This window comes from Sulfurirhabdus autotrophica, from assembly GCF_004346685.1.
Lineage (GTDB): Bacteria > Pseudomonadota > Gammaproteobacteria > Burkholderiales > SMCO01 > Sulfurirhabdus > Sulfurirhabdus autotrophica.
Genome location: NZ_SMCO01000018.1, coordinates 11,328 through 30,194 on the forward strand (window position 1 = coordinate 11,328; position 18,867 = coordinate 30,194).

Below are 18,867 nucleotides of genomic sequence, written 5' to 3' on the forward strand. Positions count from 1 at the left end.
AGAATAATAATATGAATCGTATCCACCGCCTCGTTTGGAATGAACACACCGGATCCTGGGTTGCCGTCGCTGAAACCGCCCGTTCACGCGGCAAAGGTAGCGGCCGTGGTGCCCGCAAAGCCTTTCTGGCTGCACTGATTGCATCCGGGCTAGGCATGTCGACCGCACTGGCTGATCAGCCCGCCACCACGGTCGTGCCCGCCAGCGGCAAAACCAATGCCTATATCTCCGCCAACGGTGTACCGGTCGTCAACATCGAAACCGCCAATGCAGTGGGTCTCTCCCATAACCTGTATACCCGTTACGATGTTGAAACCAATGGACTGGTGCTGAACAACGGCAACAACAGTCAGATTGCGCGTCAATCCCAGTTAGCCGGACAGGTCGTATCCAACCTGAACCTGGTGCAGGAAGCCAAAGTCATTCTGAACGAAGTGGTATCGACCAATCGCAGTACCCTGGCAGGCTTTACGGAAGTGCTGGGCGGCAAAGCCGATGTCATCGTCGCCAACCCCAACGGTATCACCTGCAACGGATGTGGCTTCATCAACACCGATCACGCCACGCTTACCACCGGTACGTCGAATATCGGGGCTGATGGCAGCCTGACCGGTTTTACCGTTAATCGTGGTGATGTTCTGATCACCGGCCTGGGGGCCAACGCCAGCACCCAGCAGATCTTTGATATCGTCGCACGGTCCGTCAAATTGGACGGAAAAATCAGTACCGTAGCAGATGGCAGCCTCGGGGTGACCACGGGCAACAACATCTGGAATTATGCTGGCCGCAATGTCACCGGCACGGTAGCCGGCAGTGGCGCAGCGCCCACCTACGCATTGGACTCCAGCGTGCTGGGGGGCATGTATGCCGGGCGTATTCGCATTATTGCCACTGAAGCGGGTGTAGGCGTACGCATGTTGGGTGAAGCCGCCGCCAGTGCGGATGACTTCACGCTGAACAGCGCAGGCAAAGTTGAAATGCAATCCGCAGTGAGTGCCGCGCGAGATGCCAGCATCACTTCCACCTCCGCCAGCGGGACCGCCGATCTGTTCCTGAATAGCGCAGGCGCTAAAATCTCGGCAAGCCGGGATGTATTACTCACTGCCACTTCAGGCCAGATCAAACTGACCGAAGGCGAGCTATACGCCGCCAATAACCTCACGCTCACAAGTGCCACCCTGAGCGATGTATCGACAGCCGCAAAAACCCGTTTTGCCAAAGTGAATAACACGCTTGTGACTTCAGGCGCTGCCAGTATTGATGGTGGCGTATGGGGTGCGGGTAGTGCGCTATCAGGCGCTTTTGGCAGTCTTGCGATTGGTGCTAATGGTTCTACAATTTACGCAGGAACGACACTGGGTTTAAGTGCCACCAATGACTTGGCGTTAGCGACGGCAGCGGTTCGCTCGGCGGGTGATATGACGTTGAATTCCAGCGCGGGTATGATCAGCACCGCAGCAGGGTCAACACAAGGGGTTCAGACCACGGCAGGCAATTTGAGTCTGACAGCGGGTAATGGGCTGACTAACGCTGGGACGATGACCTCCGATGCGGGGAGTGTGACGGCACGTGTTAACGGCACAGTCAACAACAGCGGCACATTGCATGCCAAGACCACTTTTGATATTGCTGACAAGACGAACGGCAGTACTGAGAATGTGACAAACAGCGGTATCTTGATGGCTGATGGAAACATCGCTGCGCGCGCGGCCTCATTTCACAATCTGTTCGGCGCGCGGCTTCAAGCCGCGACCGGCTCGGTACTTTCTGCCACGAATTTGACTAATGACGGTACCTATATCGCGTCGAGCACGGTCGGCCAAACCGGCAAGATCGATCTTTCGGGTGCTCTCGTGAACAGCTGGATCCTCCACTCGGCAGGCAACCTGACGATTGATGCCGCCTCGATCAACAACAGTGCTCCCGCAGGAGCGATATCCGCGCTGAATACGCTCACGCTGCATGCCACGGGTGGGGGTCTCAGTAATGGTGGCGCGCTCTATGCCGGCGAGCTTTTGAAGGCCTCTGCAACGGGTAAATTGACGAACCAGAGCACCGGCGAGATTGATTCAAGCGGAAGCATTGACTTGTCGGCGAGAGATATTGAAAACCGAAACAAGATCAACGCGACCACCGACATTACGATCACTGCGGGAAACAGCTTTGTCAACGCACCAGCAACCTTGCCAACGCTTTATGAAAAACCACCTGTAATAGTGGAACCGACAAATGAAATCAAGACTTACATCGAAAAAGGAATGCAAGCCTACGACAACACGTTGAGAATCTTTGAGGAGATACAACGCGTAGACTACTTCACGGATTCCCCGCTAGGGCAGGTACCACAAATCGTGGCCGGTCAAACTTTGACGATCAACTACGGCACTCGTGGAGAAAACAAGGCCGCACTCCTGTCTGCTGGTGATCTGCTTACCATCGCTGGAAGCGGCACGTTTACAAACCAGTCGTTTGACCTTGAGAGCACCACCTATAGTAAACGCTGGGCGAAGTTTTTTGATAGCGACGGTGCTGTTGTTTATGTCGGAACTGGCGACGTGACGTTCTGGTATGCCAATAATGAAGTGCAGTGGGCCAATGGGCCATCGCTGGTCGGAAACGATGCCTATGCAACCTGGCCATCGGTCGATGGCGTAAAGGTGTACTGGGCATTGGCCGGGAAGGCGGCCAGTGTAAGCCCTACCGATAACCAAGCAAAGGCTGCTCAATCGGCACGGATTGCCCTCTTGGAGACGCAGAGCAAAGCGAATGCATTTCGGAAAGTGTTGTACACCACCTCGAGCAACACCATAACCTCAGCAGGCATCCACGCGAGCTACGGCAAAGTGGATATTTCGGGGGGGCATCTCATCAACCGAGGTGCCACGAGCGCGAGCGATACCACCGTCACTGGTGCCGATGTGGACGCGCTTCTCAAGCCTGTACAGGGGGCAAGCGTGACGAGCAAAGGCGCAGATAGCATTGGCTTTGCTGGGTTGCCGACCACGCTGCCCGCAAATCCCAATGGTCTTTTTGTGACACCGGTGAACCCTGGTGCCGGCTATTTGGTTGAGACCAATCCGCTCTTCGCAGTTGGATCACCGTACGTCGGGTCTGATTACATGTTGAGCCGCTTCGGCTACAGCCCGGACGACATCATGAAGCGCTTGGGCGATTCCAACTACGAGGCCTACCTGATCCGCCAGCAGTTGATTGCACAGACTGGCAACAACATCATCAAGGGCTATGGCAATGAGGCCAGCCAGATGAAGCAGCTGATGGACCAGGCTCTGGACCAGAGCCAGAGCGGTGGTTTTACCTTTGGCAAAGCCTTGACCCCGGCACAGATCGACCGCCTGGACAAGGATGTGGTCTGGATGGTGGAAACTACCGTTGCAGGGCAAAAGGTATTGGCTCCCGTGGTCTATCTCGCCGCGAATACGCGCAGCGCGATCCTGAGAGGCGCGGTGATCAGCGGTGAGCACGTGAAGATGGATGTGACCTCGCTGACTAATACGGGAGGAACCATCGATGGTTCCGTTTCACTCGATGTTTTATCGCAGGGCGACATCACCAACACCAGCGGTACTCTTCACGGCGGCAAAGGAAGCCTAGTTTCTACCGAGGGTAGCATCGTTAACGAGACCTTGGTGAATGGCGGTGGTGATGACCTGACCTATGCCACCGCCATCGGCAACACCGGCAGTATATCGTTCGACGGCGATATGAAGATGCTCGCCAAGAAAGACATCATCATCAAGGGGGCCACCGTGGCCGCCGGCACAGACGGTTTGGACCACGAGGTGTCTATGGTGGCCGAAGATGGCACCGTGCGTTTTGACACCATCGTTGACAAGACCACTCACACCACCAGCTCATCTTCGTCAACCTATTTGCAGGATTCGACCACTACCAGCACTACCACCAGCGAGCGCAACATCGGCTCCAAGCTGCAGCTGGGCCCCCAGGCGGGGCACGATGCGCGCAAAGCCGCTGAAGCTCAGATGCAGCAGACGGTCAATGAGCTCCAGGACCTGAATAAAGACATTGCCAAGCTGCAGGCCATCGTGAAGCATAACGAGGAGACCGGCGTACCGAGCGACCCGGCTCTGTTGGGCCAGCTCCACAGCGCGCAGATAACTGCCAAGGGACTTCAAGTCGAGCAGGCCACGCTGCAGGCCAAAGCAGATTCGCTGCCAGTGACCAACCTGACGATGAGGGCTGGCGACAAGGTCGTCGTGCGCGGGTCTGATGTGATGGTGTCCGGCGATGGCGATGTTAAAGGTGCCAATGGTGTCCAGATCGTTGATGCCCAGGATACGACTCGCACCACAAGCCAGACTAATACCACTGACTATTTCAGCATGGGCAAGAGCGATAGCGATTCCAAATCGGCGTCCGTGTCCGACAGCGGCTCACAATCAAGTAAGGGGGGTAGCGCGAGTGCCAACGCCAGTACGGGTACCGGTGCAGATGCCTCAGCAACGGCTGACCTCAATATTATGAGCAACACGGTCACGACCACCACCTCCGGTTCCAACACCAGTCGGGGCAGTAACGTTAGTTTTGGTGGAAATCTTGTCGCTGCGGTTGATGATCCGAAGGGTGAACTGTTGATTCAGGGATCTACTCTGTCAACCGGCGGTTCGGCTAACCTGGACGGCGCGCAAAACGTGACAGTCACAACCGGCCGAAACGAAACATGGAGCCGCACAGAGAGCAACACCACGTCGGTCGGCCTGTTCAACGAAGCCAGCGCTGAGGCGGGGTCCCACGCCAATGCAGATGCATCGACTTCGGGTTCTAGGGCAAGCGCTGAGGCGGGGGCTTCCGCAAAAGCCGGCGCCACCACTACGCTGGGTGTTCAGACCGTCAATGAGGTGACCGACACGTACAAGCTCCAAAACTCGACCGGTGCCATCAACACTGGCCGTAACCTGTCGATTAACTTGACTAACGGCGATGCCACCTTCGAGGGGGCGCAAGTGACTTATGGGGGCGAGGCCAATATCCACGGGGAAAACATAGTTAACAAGGCAGTCCAGGATATTGATTTCACTAGTTCATCCAGGACGAGTCAGTTGACTGGTCTGTATATCGATGCAAATGCCAGCACTGAGACCCAGGCGGGGGCCGGGGCCGGAAACCTCTACCCAGGTGAAAAGGTCAACAGTGCCGACGCTAGCGCCGAAGCAGAAACCGGGGTGAGTGGTGGGCTGAGAAGTAAAACGGAGAATAGTTCCAGCACCGATGGTTCAATAGCACAGGTTGCGTCGAGCTTCACGGGGCGAGATCTAACCCGCACCGCAACAAACACTATCACAGACGAAGGAACCCAGCTCAATACGAACGTGGTGCAGTCCGCTCGCGAGATCACCGATGTTGCCATCAGTAATTCAACCTTCTCGACCAGCACAAGCTCATCAGATGACGTGAAATTAGGTCTGGGTGCCAGCGCATCTGCCAGTGCAAGTGCCAGCTCAGATGGCAAGGCTGAAACCGAGGCCGGTGCCGGCAAAGGGGCGCGGGCCAGTTACGAAGGAAGCAATGAGACCAGCAGCGAGTCGAGCACAACGGCGGTAGTCACCCGTTATGGCGGTTCGGTGGATTCCAGCTCTACAGGCAAAACTACGTTGATCGGTACGCAGTTTTCCGGCAATGGTACTATCAACATTGATGCAGGTTCGCTAGATTCCAAAGCGGCCTACGACACGCACACCAAGTCGTCTACCGCCCAGGATATAGAACTAAGCGGCAAGCTGGATGGTGGCAAGAAGCCAGAGGGCAGTCTGGACGGCAGCTACAGCAGTACCAGCGAGACCGAGTCGAGCCGAACCGCCCGCGTGAGTAACATGAGTTCCGCCACAGGCCCTATCAACATCAACGTTCGGGATGACGCTCGATTTGAAGGGACAAATATTACTGCCGGAGGGCCGGTGAACGTGTTGGTAGGTGGCAACCTGACCCTGGATGCCGCACGTAACACGGTCGAAACATCCAGCAAGATGTTCGGTGGCAGCATGGAGCTCAGCGGTAGCAAAGGTGGTGAAAAGGAAGCTGGATTGGCGGGAAGTATTACACAAGATCGAAGCTACTCGGAAACGGCCCAAGTAGGCAGCATTCAATCTGGTGCTGAGGGCACCCATATTGTCTCTGGTGGCAACACAAGTTTTGAAGGAATTAGGTTAGATTCAACGGGAAAAACCCTTGTTGAAGCTGGCGGTGATGTCAATCTCTTGGCTGCCAGTAATGTCGAAGCTACCTCCGGTTTTGGTCTCGATGCAGGTTTGAAGGCTTCAACCAGCAACGAGGGGCGCAGCCAGTCTGGTTCTATCGGTGGAAACGCGGCTTATAGCGGAACGGTGACTTCCACACCAGTGTCTATTAACTCTGGAGGCAAGGCCATTGTCACAGGCAAGAATGTTGTGAACCAGGAGGCTGCCATCACCGCCTTAGCTGGGAAACAGATTGTTGGTAATGAGGTTAAAGTCAAAGCTGAGCGATCTGATGTTTCTGTAGATTTGGAAGCCAAGGTTTCTGGTAGCAGCGATAACAAGAAGCCACAATTGGAAAACATACAAGTGACAACCAGCTTACGCACCGAGGTGGTTGATATGGTAGCTGGTTCTGAGCAACCGATGGCAATGCCGAAAACAGCAGTTGCGGCATTGAACATGAATGTCGAAACTAAGAAAGCGATCATTAATCAGGCTGGTTTGTCAAAAGGGCTGACAGGCGAGGTTAATGCTGACGTTGCAAAGGCCTACAGCCTTGCCCAAGGGAATCCTCTAAAATATGCGGCGGGGTCGCCAATACAAGACGAGGTTCTTGAAAAGGAAAAAGTTCTTGTACAAGTTCGCTTAGAGGGTACCAATTCAGGTTCATGGATGATGCGCCCTGAAGATATTGAAGGCCTGAGCGCGCAACAGATCAAAGACAAGTTTGCTCTACCTGCGCTACCTAGCTTTGTATCCGATGTGCGCGTACCTGCTGGTACAAGGATTCGCAAAGGCATGGTAGCGCTGCCACCGGAGGCAACAGGTGGAGATGTGGTGCAGTATGAGTTGTTCAAACGTTTGCCGAACGATGCCATTTCGAATCAAAGGCCGTTGTTGTGATTGATACGGCGTAAACCTAAGCCGATGCAGTTTTTGAATTAGCCTAAACAAGCTGGTGTTTTGGATACTGATGCCCGACTGGAAAATTTAGTTCTTCAGCATCTCCAGCCTATTTTTTCTTTAGAGGATGATGATAGGCTGGGTATTCAAGCGAGAGTAAAACGAAAGTGAACGTGCTAACTCATTAACGGCTTATAACGAATACGTTTAGGTTTTGCGCCTTCCTCACCCAGACGTTTCTTTTTATCCGCTTCGTATTCCTGATAGTTTCCGTTAAAGAAAACCCATTGTGAGTCACCTTCGCACGCCAGTATATGTGTGGCAATACGGTCAAGAAACCAGCGGTCGTGGGAAATGACCAGCACGCAACCGGCGAATTCCAGTAACGCATCTTCCAGTGCACGTAAGGTTTCCACGTCCAGATCGTTGGATGGTTCATCCAGCAGCAACACATTACCGCCCGCGATCAGGGTTTTGGCCAAATGCAGACGGCCGCGCTCACCACCAGAAAGATTGCTGACTATTTTTTGCTGGTCTGAGCCTTTGAAGTTGAAGCGGCCCAGATAGGCGCGAGCAGGTGTTTCATATCTGCCTACCGTGAGGATGTCTGATCCATTGGAGATTTCTTCGAACACGGTCTTGTTGCCACCGAGGGCATCGCGGGATTGGTCTACGTGGGCAATTTTAACGGTAGGCCCAATTTTGACTTCGCCGGAATCCGGTTGTTCTTGACCTGTGATCATGCGAAAGAGTGTGGACTTACCTGCGCCGTTCGGGCCGATAATGCCGACAATGGCCCCTGCTGGAATTTGAAAGCTGAGATTGTCGATCAGCAATCGGTCACCAAAGGATTTGGAAACGCCGTCAAACTCAATCACGTTGTCACCTAAACGCTCTGCTACAGGGATAAAAATCTCCTGAGTTTCATTGCGTTTTTGGTATTCTTGCGAGTTCAGTTCTTCAAAGCGCGCTAAACGCGCTTTGCTCTTAGCCTGGCGGCCTTTAGGGTTTTGACGAACCCATTCCAGTTCTTTGTGCAGTGCTTTCTGGCGGGCGGATTCAGTGGACTCTTCTTGCTTAAGGCGTTCTTCTTTCTGCTCTAACCATGAAGAGTAATTGCCTTTCCAGGGAATACCGTGGCCACGGTCAAGTTCCAGAATCCATTCTGCTGCGTTATCCAGGAAGTAGCGGTCGTGGGTGACGGCAACCACTGTGCCAGGAAAGCGGGTGAGGAATTGCTCCAGCCAGTCGACGCTTTCAGCATCCAGGTGGTTAGTGGGTTCGTCCAGCAGCAGCATGTCTGGTTTTGATAGTAGCAGTCTGCATAATGCAACACGGCGCTTTTCACCGCCTGAGAGATTGCCGATTTTGGCTTCCCAGGGGGGCAGGCGCAATGCATCGGCAGCGATTTCCAGTTGCTGGTCGGCGCTGTGGCCATCAGAGGCAGAAATAATGGCTTCCAGGCGTGCTTGCTCCGTGGCAAGTGCGTCAAAATCTGCATCAGGTTCGGCATAGGCAGCGTAGACAGCTTCCAGCTTTTTCTGGGCTTCGAATACTTCACCTAGTCCTTGCTCTACAGACTCACGAACGGTCTGTTCCGGGTCAAGTTGCGGTTCCTGGGGTAAGTAGCCGATGGAGAGATTAGGCATCGGCGTTGCTTCGCCAATAATATCTTTATCCAATCCCGCCATGATTTTGAGCACGCTGGATTTACCCGAACCGTTCAGACCTAAAACGCCGATTTTTGCGCCCGGGAAAAAACTGAGAGAAATATCTTTAAGAATCTGGCGCTTGGGCGGAACGATTTTGCCCACGCGGTTCATTGTAAATACGTATTGAGCCATGTTGTCTATTCAGTGCATTGGGAAGTGTATAAGCTTAACCTATGCAGCTGAGTTTTGGGAGATGAAAATTTGAATTAAAGCGTGTGCCTTCGGCAAAGGTTACTCAGGTTCCAATCACAATATGTTCGATTGCGATATCAAGCAGGAATTTTGTCACCTACTTTCGCTTGTGCATACCATGCATTCAGTTTTTCCGCATCGAGGCCTTCATCTTGACTACTCCAGGGAGCATAGTCTGATTCGGAAACGGGCGTATAAGGGCCATGCTTTACTTCAAAAATAATGCCACCTTTGTCCAGCGATAGTACGGCATGCCAGGTGCCAGCCGGATTTTCCAGTACGCTACTATCTTCACCTAAAACCGTTCTATCGGTTACTGTGCCGGATTCATCGAAATACAGGACCACAAAACGTCCGCGCAATGGATAAAGCATTTCCCATGTGTGGGGATGTCGGTGGGGGCGAACAAATGTGTCCGGCTCCATGGCAATGGCCAAACGCTGTATGGGGTCGCTTAACTCGCTGTGCAAGTTGTAATTGGCGCGTCTGCGCGGTGATTGTTGCGCTTGCAGGCTGAGTGTGTCCAGCGTGCTATTTGAAAGCTGTTTCAAGTTTGGACTCCGTGAGATTCAGCCTGTTCAGGCATGGAAGAAAATGGCTTATGCCAGCCAGTGCCGCTTTGGTTTGCTCAAGAAAATGTAAACTGCTATACCGATCAAGATAGTAAAGCAAACAATCGACCATTCCGGAATATTGAGCGATAAAAATCGCCAGGTGACACTGGTGCAGTCGCCGTTGGCTTCAAACATGCTTGGCCACCATTGGGCAATAGGCAGAGAATTGAGAAACTTTTCTTCCGGGCCGATGCCGCATTCGGCCAGTTCAGGATGCCGGATAGCCCATGTGTGATGGATGGCAACAGCCACCCCAGACAAAGAAAATAATGCCACAAAGGCGCTGTATATACGCTGACCAAATATTTTCGGCCGGTGAATAAACGCCAGTAAAGCGGTTAATCCGGCAAGCCAGTAAGCAATGCGTTGTGCGACACAAAGCGGGCAAGGTAAAAGGTGCTGGCCTATTTGTAAATAGAGGGCGAAACTGATCAGGCTGGCACAGGCGAGAAAAATTAACAGAAAAAGGAACCGTACTTCATGCTTCATAAAATCATTCCATGATGAATTCAAAGGGAGCCATGATTGTTGTGATATCCAGTAAAATGAATGCTGGCAATGCTCCAGAAATGGCAGGTTATTATAGTTGTCTTTACAGATAACCACGATATCATAAATTATATTTGCTGATGACAGGCTTCTTTTGCTCAGATAACAGATTGAACGATTAGTTCGCACAATATAATGTAGGCAAGTCAATAATGTCTTTCATTCACACAAAGTGGGTTAAATGAAAAACGAGAAACAGCAGTTAAACGCACCCAGTAAAATCACTGGCGAAGTTTCACCGGTAAAAACTATAGAGCATGAATTGTCTGGCGCCCGGTTTATTACCCTCGCTCATGGAAATGGGGGGCGGTTCATGCGCGAACTGATCGACGGTTTGTTTGCCCGGCATCTTGCTAATCCCTTACTGAATACCCAAACCGATGCTTCCCTACTACCTGAAATAGCGGGGGATATCATGGTGACGACAGATGGCTTTACCGTTCAGCCTCTGGAGTTTCCTGGTGGCACCATTGGTTCTCTGGCAGTGCATGGCACAGTGAATGACCTGGCTGTGTCCGGCGCTAAGCCTTTGTATTTGACGTTGAATGCGTTTATCGAAGAAGGGTTGGAAATAGCACAACTGGATCGGATTGTAGCAAGCCTTGCATCTGCTGCAACAGAAGCCGGTGTATGTGTAGTGGCAGGAGACACCAAAGTGCTGCCACGTGGTGAAGGGGGTGGTTTGTATCTGGCAACCACAGGGGTGGGGGTGAAATCAACAGGATTGCAACTGGGGATGGGGCAAATTCAGGAAGGAGATGCCATTCTGGTGAGCGGGCCGGTAGGGGATCATGGTATCGCAGTGATGCTGGCAAGAGAGCAGTTTGGTTTGCGCGGTGACTTATTGTCAGATTCGGCCAGCGTCATTTCTTTGACGCAGTCCTTATTGGGGTTGAAGGGGCTGCGTTTCATGCGTGACCCTACACGAGGCGGGTTGGCGACCGTTGCACATGAAATTAGCCGCGCTACTGGTATGAGTGTGCACCTTAATGAAACAGCGATTCCCGTGCGAGACCCGGTGAGATCAGTTTGCGATATGCTGGGTTATGACCCTTACTATCTGGCGTGCGAAGGACGGGTGGTGGCGGTGGTGGACAAAGAACAAATGGCGGAAGCACTTGCATTATGGAGAGCGTTGCCAGAGGGGCGTGAATCTAGCGCCATTGGATATGTTTTGGGAGATGTTTCTCATGTGATCTTGCACACTGAACTGGGAGGAGAAAGGCTGCTGGAAGAACTGGAGGATGACCCGTTGCCACGAATCTGTTAAAAATATAGAGCAGTATTTCAGATTGTCAGAAATTATTTTTAGTTTGATATGGCGCTTGAACCCCCTGATTTTCCTTGCTTTTGCTAATTATTTGCTTGCACAAAGCATGCTGACTAAAATTTAATGTAAAGAAACTTCTAAAGTTTTTCTTCTATCTTCCGATTTTTATTGTATAAAATGGTTATAATTATTTTGAATTGCAGGTAAACGTTTTATGGGGCGAAACGTTAACTTGGCAAATAATGTGCGAAAAACGGAGATGGTATGCGGAAAATTTTGATGGCAGGAGCGATGCTTGCAGCTTCGCTGACACTTACAACTTTTAGTGTTTCACTGTTTGCTGCAGATTCAGGTTCTGTATCTAAAACAAAATCATCCAAGTCAGTCGCCAAAAAATCCAGAGTAAAAAAAGCAATACCAAGTACCCACGCTTCAAATAAACGGTCTTCCAGGCATCACGCTAAAAACTTAGGTAACGCGGAACTGGATGTTGGGAACGGGCCGCTGAAGCTGGCCTCTTCTGCTGCGATGGTTTTTGATGAAAACAACGACAAACCGCTTTTTGCTAAAAATGCGACGACTATGCAGCCCATTGCTTCCATCACCAAATTAATGACAGCCATGGTTGTGCTGGACGCGCAACTGCCTATGGATGAATATCTCACTGTTGAAAATGCGGATGTGGATACACTGCGTAATTCAGGCTCCAGGCTTGGAGTGGGAACTGTATTAACGCGAACTGAAATGTTGCGGCTTGCGTTGATGTCTTCTGAAAATCGTGCTGCTTCGGCATTGGGGCGTACTTACCCTGGCGGAATCAATGCATTTGTTGCCGCCATGAATCGCAAAGCGGCTTCATTAGGGATGCTTCACAGTCGGTTTGTCGACTCTTCTGGCTTGCATAGTGAAAATGTCTCTACTGCCGAAGACCTGGTCAAGATGGTGACGGCAGGTTATCGTTATGACCTGATCCGTGAATACACCACGACTTCCAATTATGGTGTGGAACTAAGCAATTCGGGACGCAATCTGGAATTCAATAATACCAACGCCCTTGTGAAAAACAAAAGCAAGGATTGGGATATTGGTTTAAGTAAGACAGGCTATATTTCTGAAGCGGGCCGTTGTCTGGTGATGCACGTGAATATCTCGAACCGCCCAATGGTGATTGTATTGCTGGATTCCGTCGGAAAGTTCACTCGTATTGGCGATGCCAATCGTATCAAGAAATGGGTTGAAAACAATCGAAGCGGAAGTGTAGCCGCATCACGCAAATCCTCTAATGATGTCTGATATTTTTATTGGGGTGAAGCAGCTGCTTTAGTAGCGGCACCCCATCGTTCTGGAAATCTCGTCGGCTGCTTGTTTTACCCTGGTGGCCCATTTCTTGTTTAATCTATCAGTTGGGGCAGAAACAGACAGCCCTGCTATGATGTGGTGGTCCGCATCGTAGATGCCAGCACCAATACAACACACCCCTTTTTCTGCTTCTTCATCATCAAACGCATACCCCTGTTTTTTAGCTTGCTGAACTGCTTTGCACAAACGTTCAAAATCTGTAATGGTATGATTTGTATAGGCAGGTAGCCCTGTACGATTTGCATATTCTTCGCAGGCGTGCGGCCCTTCCTCAGCTAAAAATATCTTGCCTACTGCCGTAATGTGGATAGGTGCGCGTGCGCCAACCAGTTGCACTACCCGCATCATGGATCGTTCAGTAGATGTGCGTTCGACATAAACTACTTCATCGCCCTGACGTAGTATTAAATTGACTGTTTCACCTAGTTCTGCATTGAGAGCCTGCATGAAAGGCAGTGCGATTTTGCGAATGTTGATACGGGATTTAACCAGATCACCCAGCGCCAGCAACTTGATACCCAGGCAATAGGTGCCCGGTTCGATACGGTCTACAATATGCTTTTCAACCATGACATTGAGTATGCGATGCGCACTTGAAGGATGTAAGCCAGTTAAATGGGCGAGTTGCTTCAAGTTCATTGGGTCAGGATGATCGGCCAAAGCATCAAGCAAGTTCATCATGCGATCGATCACCTGGATGGAAGATTTGGATTCGGTGGCGCTCAAGTTTGATGCCTCAGTAAAAAAGTGGTGAAGTTAATGTGGCTAGTTTATATTGCATGTTATGAAATACAAGATCATCATGCAAAATAATGATGAAGTTAGTGATATTAGTCAACATGTAAAAAGCATTTATAGGTGATCTACATGCGAGTCGGTTTGTTTGTAACCTGTCTGGTAGATTTGATGCGCCCTCGTATCGGATTTGCTGTATTGCAGTTGCTGGAATCTTCCGGGTATGAAGTTGTTGTGCCCGAATCGCAAACCTGTTGTGGTCAGCCAGGTTATAATTCTGGAGACACCTCGGCGATTAAAACCCTTGCTATGAAATTTATGCGTGAATTTGAAGGGTGCGATTACATCGTTGTACCTTCAGGTTCTTGTGCCGGTATGATCAAAGTGCACTATCCTGAGTGCTTAAAAGCTGATCCTCAATTAGCAGAAAAGATGCAGGCAATCAGTGAACGTACCTTTGAACTGACAGATTTTTTGCTGAATGTTGCTAAACTTAAAGTGCTGCCTGGTGATTTCAAGGGAACCATCACTTATCATGACTCTTGTTCAGGATTGCGTGAACTGGGTGTGCAAAGACAACCCCGAGAATTACTTGCCAAAATGCCTGACATACAACTAATTGAAATGCAGGAATCGACTACTTGCTGTGGCTTTGGTGGGACTTTTTCAGTGAAGTATGGCGAAATCTCAACCCGCATGGCAGATAACAAATGTCGCCATGCTGAAGAGACTGGAGCAGATGCTATCGTGGCTGGTGATCTTGGATGTTTATTAAATATTGAAGGTCGCCTGCGTCGGCGGGGTAATCTGCATACCAAGGTGTTTCATATTGCTGAAATACTGGCAGGGGAGGACAAAAAATAGTGCAAGTGGCTTCCATTCATTTTAAACGTAAAGCGTCTGAAAACCTTGGAAATGAAAAGCTTCAGAGCGCGTTGATGCGTTTGCAGGAGCGTTTTGTAGATGCGCGGACAGCAGCAATCACGGATCTGGATGACTTTGAAGCAACGCGCGATGCAGCCCAGAAAATTCGTGATCGTGTACTGAATAATCTGGATGGCTGGTTATTGTATTTTGAGCGGGAAGCGATTTCCCGTGGTGCTGTCGTTCATTGGGCCGAAACGGCAGAAGATGTCAATCGGATTGTCATCGACATTGCGCGCCAGCATGGCGTGAAAAAAGTAGCAAAATCCAAATCCATGGTGAGCGAAGAATGCGGGCTGAATGATGCGCTTGAAGGTGCGGGTATTCAGGTGCTGGAAACTGATCTGGGGGAGTATATTTTACAGCTTGCCCATGAGCCTCCTTCTCATATCGTAGCGCCCGTAGTCCATAAAACCAAGGAAGAAATCTCCGATCTGTTTGCAGAAAAACACCAGAAACCCCGAAAAACAGGTATTGCTGAACTGTGTCTGGAGGCACGGGAGGAATTGCGACCAGGCTTTCTTGCAGCTGATATGGGGATTTCAGGCGCCAATTTTCTGATTGCGGAGTCAGGTTCGGCGCTGATTGTGACCAATGAAGGCAATGGCCGGCTGGTAACTACGCTCCCGCGTGTGCATGTGGCGATAACCGGTATAGAAAAAGTCGTGCCTACACTGGAAGATGTGAGTACCTTGATCAGGTTATTGCCTCGTTCTGCCACGGGGCAATCCATCACCAATTATGTCTCAGTGCTGACCGGCCCTAAAGGCACTGAAGATCAAGATGGCCCTGAGCATTTTCATATTGTTCTGCTTGATAACGGCAGAAGCAGCCTGCTGGGTAGCGAAATGCAATCCATGCTACGCTGTATTCGCTGCGGTGCCTGTATGAATCATTGTCCTGTTTATCAGAATATTGGCGGTCATGCTTATGGTTGGGTGTACCCTGGTCCAATGGGGTCTATACTGACACCTACTTTTGTCGGGCTGGAAAATGCAATGGACTTGCCGAACGCTTCTACACTTTGTGGTGCTTGCGGTGTAGTTTGCCCTGTTAAAATTCCTCTGCCGGATTTATTGCGCAAACTTCGAGAGAAGCAAGTTGAGCAAAAGTTACGGCCCAAGCGAGAGATGTTGGCATTGAGAGCGTGGAGCTGGATGGCGGGGCATCCGGTCTTCTATGCATTTGCTACACGTATTGCTGCCAGGCTGATGCACTGGATGGGCGGGCGTGAAGGCAGATTGCACTATCTGCCAGGAGCTGCAGGTTGGACAGATGGACGTGATATGTCCGTTCCGGAAGGGTCAACCTTTCGTGATCTTTATCGGAGGCGTAAATCATGAATGCGCGCGAGAGAATGCTTGCACGCTTAGCTGCTCACACCATGAATATCGCTGAAACTATTGGTGATATGGACGCCTATATTGCCAGACATAATCGTGGACCGATACCGGCGATTGGGCGGGATTTGGTAGCGTGTTTCAGGGATCGGGCTGCCAAGCTGTCAAGTGATGTTACCACTGTTTCCAGTTTGCTTGAGGTGCCGACCACAGCAGCAGCTTACCTGCGAGAGCGCAATCTCCCCGTTGAAGCGGTTTGCTGGCCAGAACTCGAAACAATGGACTGGCGTACTGCCGGAATAACGGTTCAGGCCCGTTCTGCTATTGGCAGTGATCTGGTGGGCATCACAGGCGCGTTTTGCGGCATAGCAGAAACCGGTACATTGATGTTTTTATCTGGCGCTACTACGCCGGCAACTGTCAGTTTGCTACCGGAAACGCATATTGCAATATTGCCAGCGAGTCGGGTTGTGTCATCCATGGAAGATGCATGGGTGTTGCTACGAAAAGAGTTTGGTAAATTACCGAGAGCCGTCAATTTTGTGTCCGGCCCTTCCCGAACAGCGGATATTGAGCAGACCGTGACATTAGGGGCGCATGGTCCCTATCGAGTGTTTATAATTTTGACGTTGTCAGAGTGAAATTTGCACCAATTTAGAATTTGTCTAAAATTAATATTAAAAATAATTATATAAATCAATAACATGATGTTGTATTTTTTATTTAATTATTGTTGAAACATCAAAAATTAAGGAGTAGTATATCTCACAAGGTAGCACCGGATTTCACAATGTAAAAAATATAATAATATCTTGGTGCCACGTTACATGGTCTTGCCATGTTGTCTTTTGTTCCATAATGTTAAAAATCACCAAAGGAGAAAGAGCATGAACCTGAAGCTTAAATCCATCGTAGCCGCGCTTGCCTTGTGCGCTACATCAACCTCATTTGCAGCAGATCCCATTAAGATTGGTGTTTCTGGTCCCTTTACCGGTGGCTCTTCACCTATGGGTGTCAGCATGCGTGACGGTGTAAAGCTTGCTGCCGATGAAATTAACAAAAAAGGTGGTGTGCTCGGACGCCAGATCGAATTGATTGAGCGGGATGATGAAGCGAAAAACGAGCGCGGTGTACAAGTAGCACAGGAATTGATCAACAAAGAACGTGTGATTGCTACCCTGGGTTATATCAACACGGGTGTTGCGCTAGCCTCGCAGCGTTTCTACCAGGAAGCCAAATTGCCAGTGATTAACAATGTGGCAACTGGATCCCTCGTCACCAAGCAGTTTGTTCCCCCTCAATATCCAGATAATTACATTTTCCGTACTTCTGCTAACGATACCATTCAATCTGCCATGATCGTGAATGAGGCGACTGAAAAGCAAAAGTTCACCAAAGTAGCTATCTTGGCTGATTCTACCAATTATGGCCAGTTGGGACGTGAAGATCTGGAAAAAGCATTGGCGGCAAAAAATATGAAACCGGTTGCTGTTGAGAAATTCAACATCAAAGACGTGGATATGACTGCACAGTTGCTGAAAGCAAAAGAAGCCGGGGCGCAGGCAATCTTGACTTACGCTATCGGACCAGAGCTTGCGCAAATTGCCAACGGTATGGAGAAGCTGGGCTGGAAGGTACCGATGATTGGTAGCTGGACGTTGTCTATGGGCAACTTCATCGATAATGCCGGTAAAAATGGCGCAGGTGCACGCATGCCGCAAACCTTTATTCAGGAGCCAAATACGCCAAAACGTAAAGCATTTATTGAAGCCTATCAGAAAGCTTACAAGGTTGACCGCATCCCTTCACCCGTATCCGCAGCGCAGGGTTACGACTCCATGTACATTATGGCTGCTGCTATCCAGCAGGCAGGTGGCACGGATGGTGTGAAGATTCGGGAAGCGCTTGAGAACCTGAATACAAAAGTGGACGGCGTAATTACGACCTATAACCATCCTTACACACATGATGACCACGAAGCAATTACCATGAACATGGTTGTCATGGGCGAAGTAAAGGATGGACATGTGGTTTACGCCTATGAGTCAGACAAAGGTACGGTGGTACGTGAAAAAATTAAGCACAAGGCACCTGCCAAGAAATAAAAGGTATTAATCAGATTGGTGTTGTTTCAAGTATGTGAGCCGGACTTTTTTCCGGCTCACTTCTAGTGGAAAGAAACTCATGGAAATTTTCTCACAGCTCGTCGTAAGTGGCATATCACTGGGCATGATTTATGCGGTGATAGCGTTTGGTTATCAACTGACTTTTGCAACATCGCGCACACTGAACTTTGGTCAGGGTGAAGCGCTAATGCTGGGGGCATTGGTTGGTCTTACGTTGGTTGACCATATGAGCTATTGGATGATGATTCCAATTGTGCTTGTTTTTGGTGCACTCCAAGGTGTTTTCGTAGAGCGTGTAGCTGTTTTGCCTGCGCTCAAAATTAAATCCGAATTTGGTTGGATCATGACCACTATTTCTCTGGCCATTATTTTCAAGAATGTGGCAGAAAATATATGGGGACGCGATGATCTGAGATTTCCTTCACCGCTTTCGTCAGCACCGCTTAAATTATTCGGTGTGAACGTACTGCCAATGGAATTGATGGTAGTGGGTGGCGCGCTCGCCATGATGATAGCGGTAGAGATTTTCAATCGAAAATCCATATATGGAAAGGCAGTGGTTGCCACATCAAATGACCGTGATGCTGCCGGGCTGATGGGTATTAACACCAGTTTGGTCATTACGTTTTCTTATGCACTGAGTTCCATGACGGCGGCTTTTGCAGGCGTGCTGGTTGCACCAGTTACCCTGACCGGCGCAACCATGGGGGCGGTGCTTGGTTTGAAAGCCTTCGCAGTCGCTATTATCGGTGGTCTTAACAGCGGTATGGGCGTGGTGGTGGGTGGATTGATTCTGGGAATTGCTGAAACAACAACTGGATACTATATCTCAACTGGTTACAAAGACGTGCCAGGTTTGGTGCTGCTGCTGCTGGTGCTGGCAATCAAACCAGCAGGATTATTTGGCAAAACTGTAATTAAAAAGGTGTGA

General features: G+C 50.2%; 12 protein-coding genes. 8 read left to right on the forward strand and 4 right to left on the reverse strand.

What is annotated here, in order from left to right:
• The first annotated feature begins 11 nt into the window (after positions 1–11).
• Positions 12–7,115, forward strand: coding sequence for a two-partner secretion domain-containing protein (locus tag EDC63_RS14525; protein WP_124946441.1), 7,104 nt, complete (start codon positions 12–14; stop codon positions 7,113–7,115).
• Positions 7,116–7,291: 176 nt separating this feature from the next.
• On the opposite strand, the gene ettA is transcribed toward EDC63_RS14525, so the two are convergent.
• The 3 genes from ettA to EDC63_RS14540 all read right to left on the reverse strand — a co-directional run bounded on the left by ettA (position 7,292) and on the right by EDC63_RS14540 (position 10,122).
• Positions 7,292–8,959, reverse strand: a complete 1,668-nt coding sequence (gene ettA, locus EDC63_RS14530; protein ID WP_132920950.1) for an energy-dependent translational throttle protein EttA — start codon at positions 8,957–8,959, stop codon at positions 7,292–7,294.
• Positions 8,960–9,096: 137 nt separating this feature from the next.
• A complete protein-coding gene (locus EDC63_RS14535) occupies positions 9,097–9,570 on the reverse strand; it encodes a WbuC family cupin fold metalloprotein (protein ID WP_124946442.1) in 474 nt (157 codons plus the stop codon).
• 48 nt (positions 9,571–9,618) lie between these two features.
• Positions 9,619–10,122 carry a disulfide bond formation protein B gene (locus EDC63_RS14540; protein WP_124946443.1) on the reverse strand — a complete coding sequence of 168 codons (504 nt, stop codon included), beginning with the start codon at positions 10,120–10,122 and terminating at the stop codon, positions 9,619–9,621.
• A gap of 241 nt (positions 10,123–10,363) precedes the next feature.
• On the opposite strand from EDC63_RS14540, the gene hypE reads away from it, so the two are divergent.
• Both hypE and pbpG read left to right on the forward strand, forming a co-directional pair.
• A complete protein-coding gene (gene hypE / locus EDC63_RS14545) occupies positions 10,364–11,452 on the forward strand; it encodes a hydrogenase expression/formation protein HypE (RefSeq protein ID WP_124946444.1) in 1,089 nt (362 codons plus the stop codon).
• Between the two features lie 264 nt (positions 11,453–11,716).
• Complete coding sequence (gene pbpG / locus EDC63_RS14550) at positions 11,717–12,745, forward strand: D-alanyl-D-alanine endopeptidase (protein ID WP_223248276.1); 1,029 nt, start codon at positions 11,717–11,719, stop codon at positions 12,743–12,745.
• Positions 12,746–12,772: 27 nt separating this feature from the next.
• On the opposite strand, the gene EDC63_RS14555 is transcribed toward pbpG, so the two are convergent.
• Positions 12,773–13,537: an IclR family transcriptional regulator gene (locus EDC63_RS14555; protein ID WP_223248277.1), complete on the reverse strand. Its 765-nt coding sequence runs from the start codon at positions 13,535–13,537 to the stop codon at positions 12,773–12,775.
• 141 nt (positions 13,538–13,678) lie between these two features.
• Between EDC63_RS14555 and EDC63_RS14560 the strand changes: the two genes are divergently transcribed.
• The 5 genes from EDC63_RS14560 (at position 13,679) to EDC63_RS14580 (ending at position 18,867) form a co-directional block, all read left to right on the forward strand.
• The gene (locus EDC63_RS14560; protein WP_124946445.1) at positions 13,679–14,410 is read left to right on the forward strand and encodes a (Fe-S)-binding protein; all 732 of its coding nucleotides are present in this window, start codon (positions 13,679–13,681) and stop codon (positions 14,408–14,410) included.
• A gap of 5 nt (positions 14,411–14,415) precedes the next feature.
• Positions 14,416–15,813: a LutB/LldF family L-lactate oxidation iron-sulfur protein gene (locus EDC63_RS14565; protein WP_223248278.1), complete on the forward strand. Its 1,398-nt coding sequence runs from the start codon at positions 14,416–14,418 to the stop codon at positions 15,811–15,813.
• Positions 15,810–16,451 carry a LutC/YkgG family protein gene (locus tag EDC63_RS14570; protein ID WP_124946447.1) on the forward strand — a complete coding sequence of 214 codons (642 nt, stop codon included), beginning with the start codon at positions 15,810–15,812 and terminating at the stop codon, positions 16,449–16,451. The genes EDC63_RS14565 and EDC63_RS14570 overlap by 4 nt, the downstream gene beginning before the upstream one ends.
• A 246-nt stretch (positions 16,452–16,697) precedes the next feature.
• The gene (locus EDC63_RS14575; RefSeq protein ID WP_124946448.1) at positions 16,698–17,915 is read left to right on the forward strand and encodes an ABC transporter substrate-binding protein; all 1,218 of its coding nucleotides are present in this window, start codon (positions 16,698–16,700) and stop codon (positions 17,913–17,915) included.
• 79 nt (positions 17,916–17,994) lie between these two features.
• Positions 17,995–18,867, forward strand: a complete 873-nt coding sequence (locus EDC63_RS14580; protein WP_124946449.1) for a branched-chain amino acid ABC transporter permease — start codon at positions 17,995–17,997, stop codon at positions 18,865–18,867.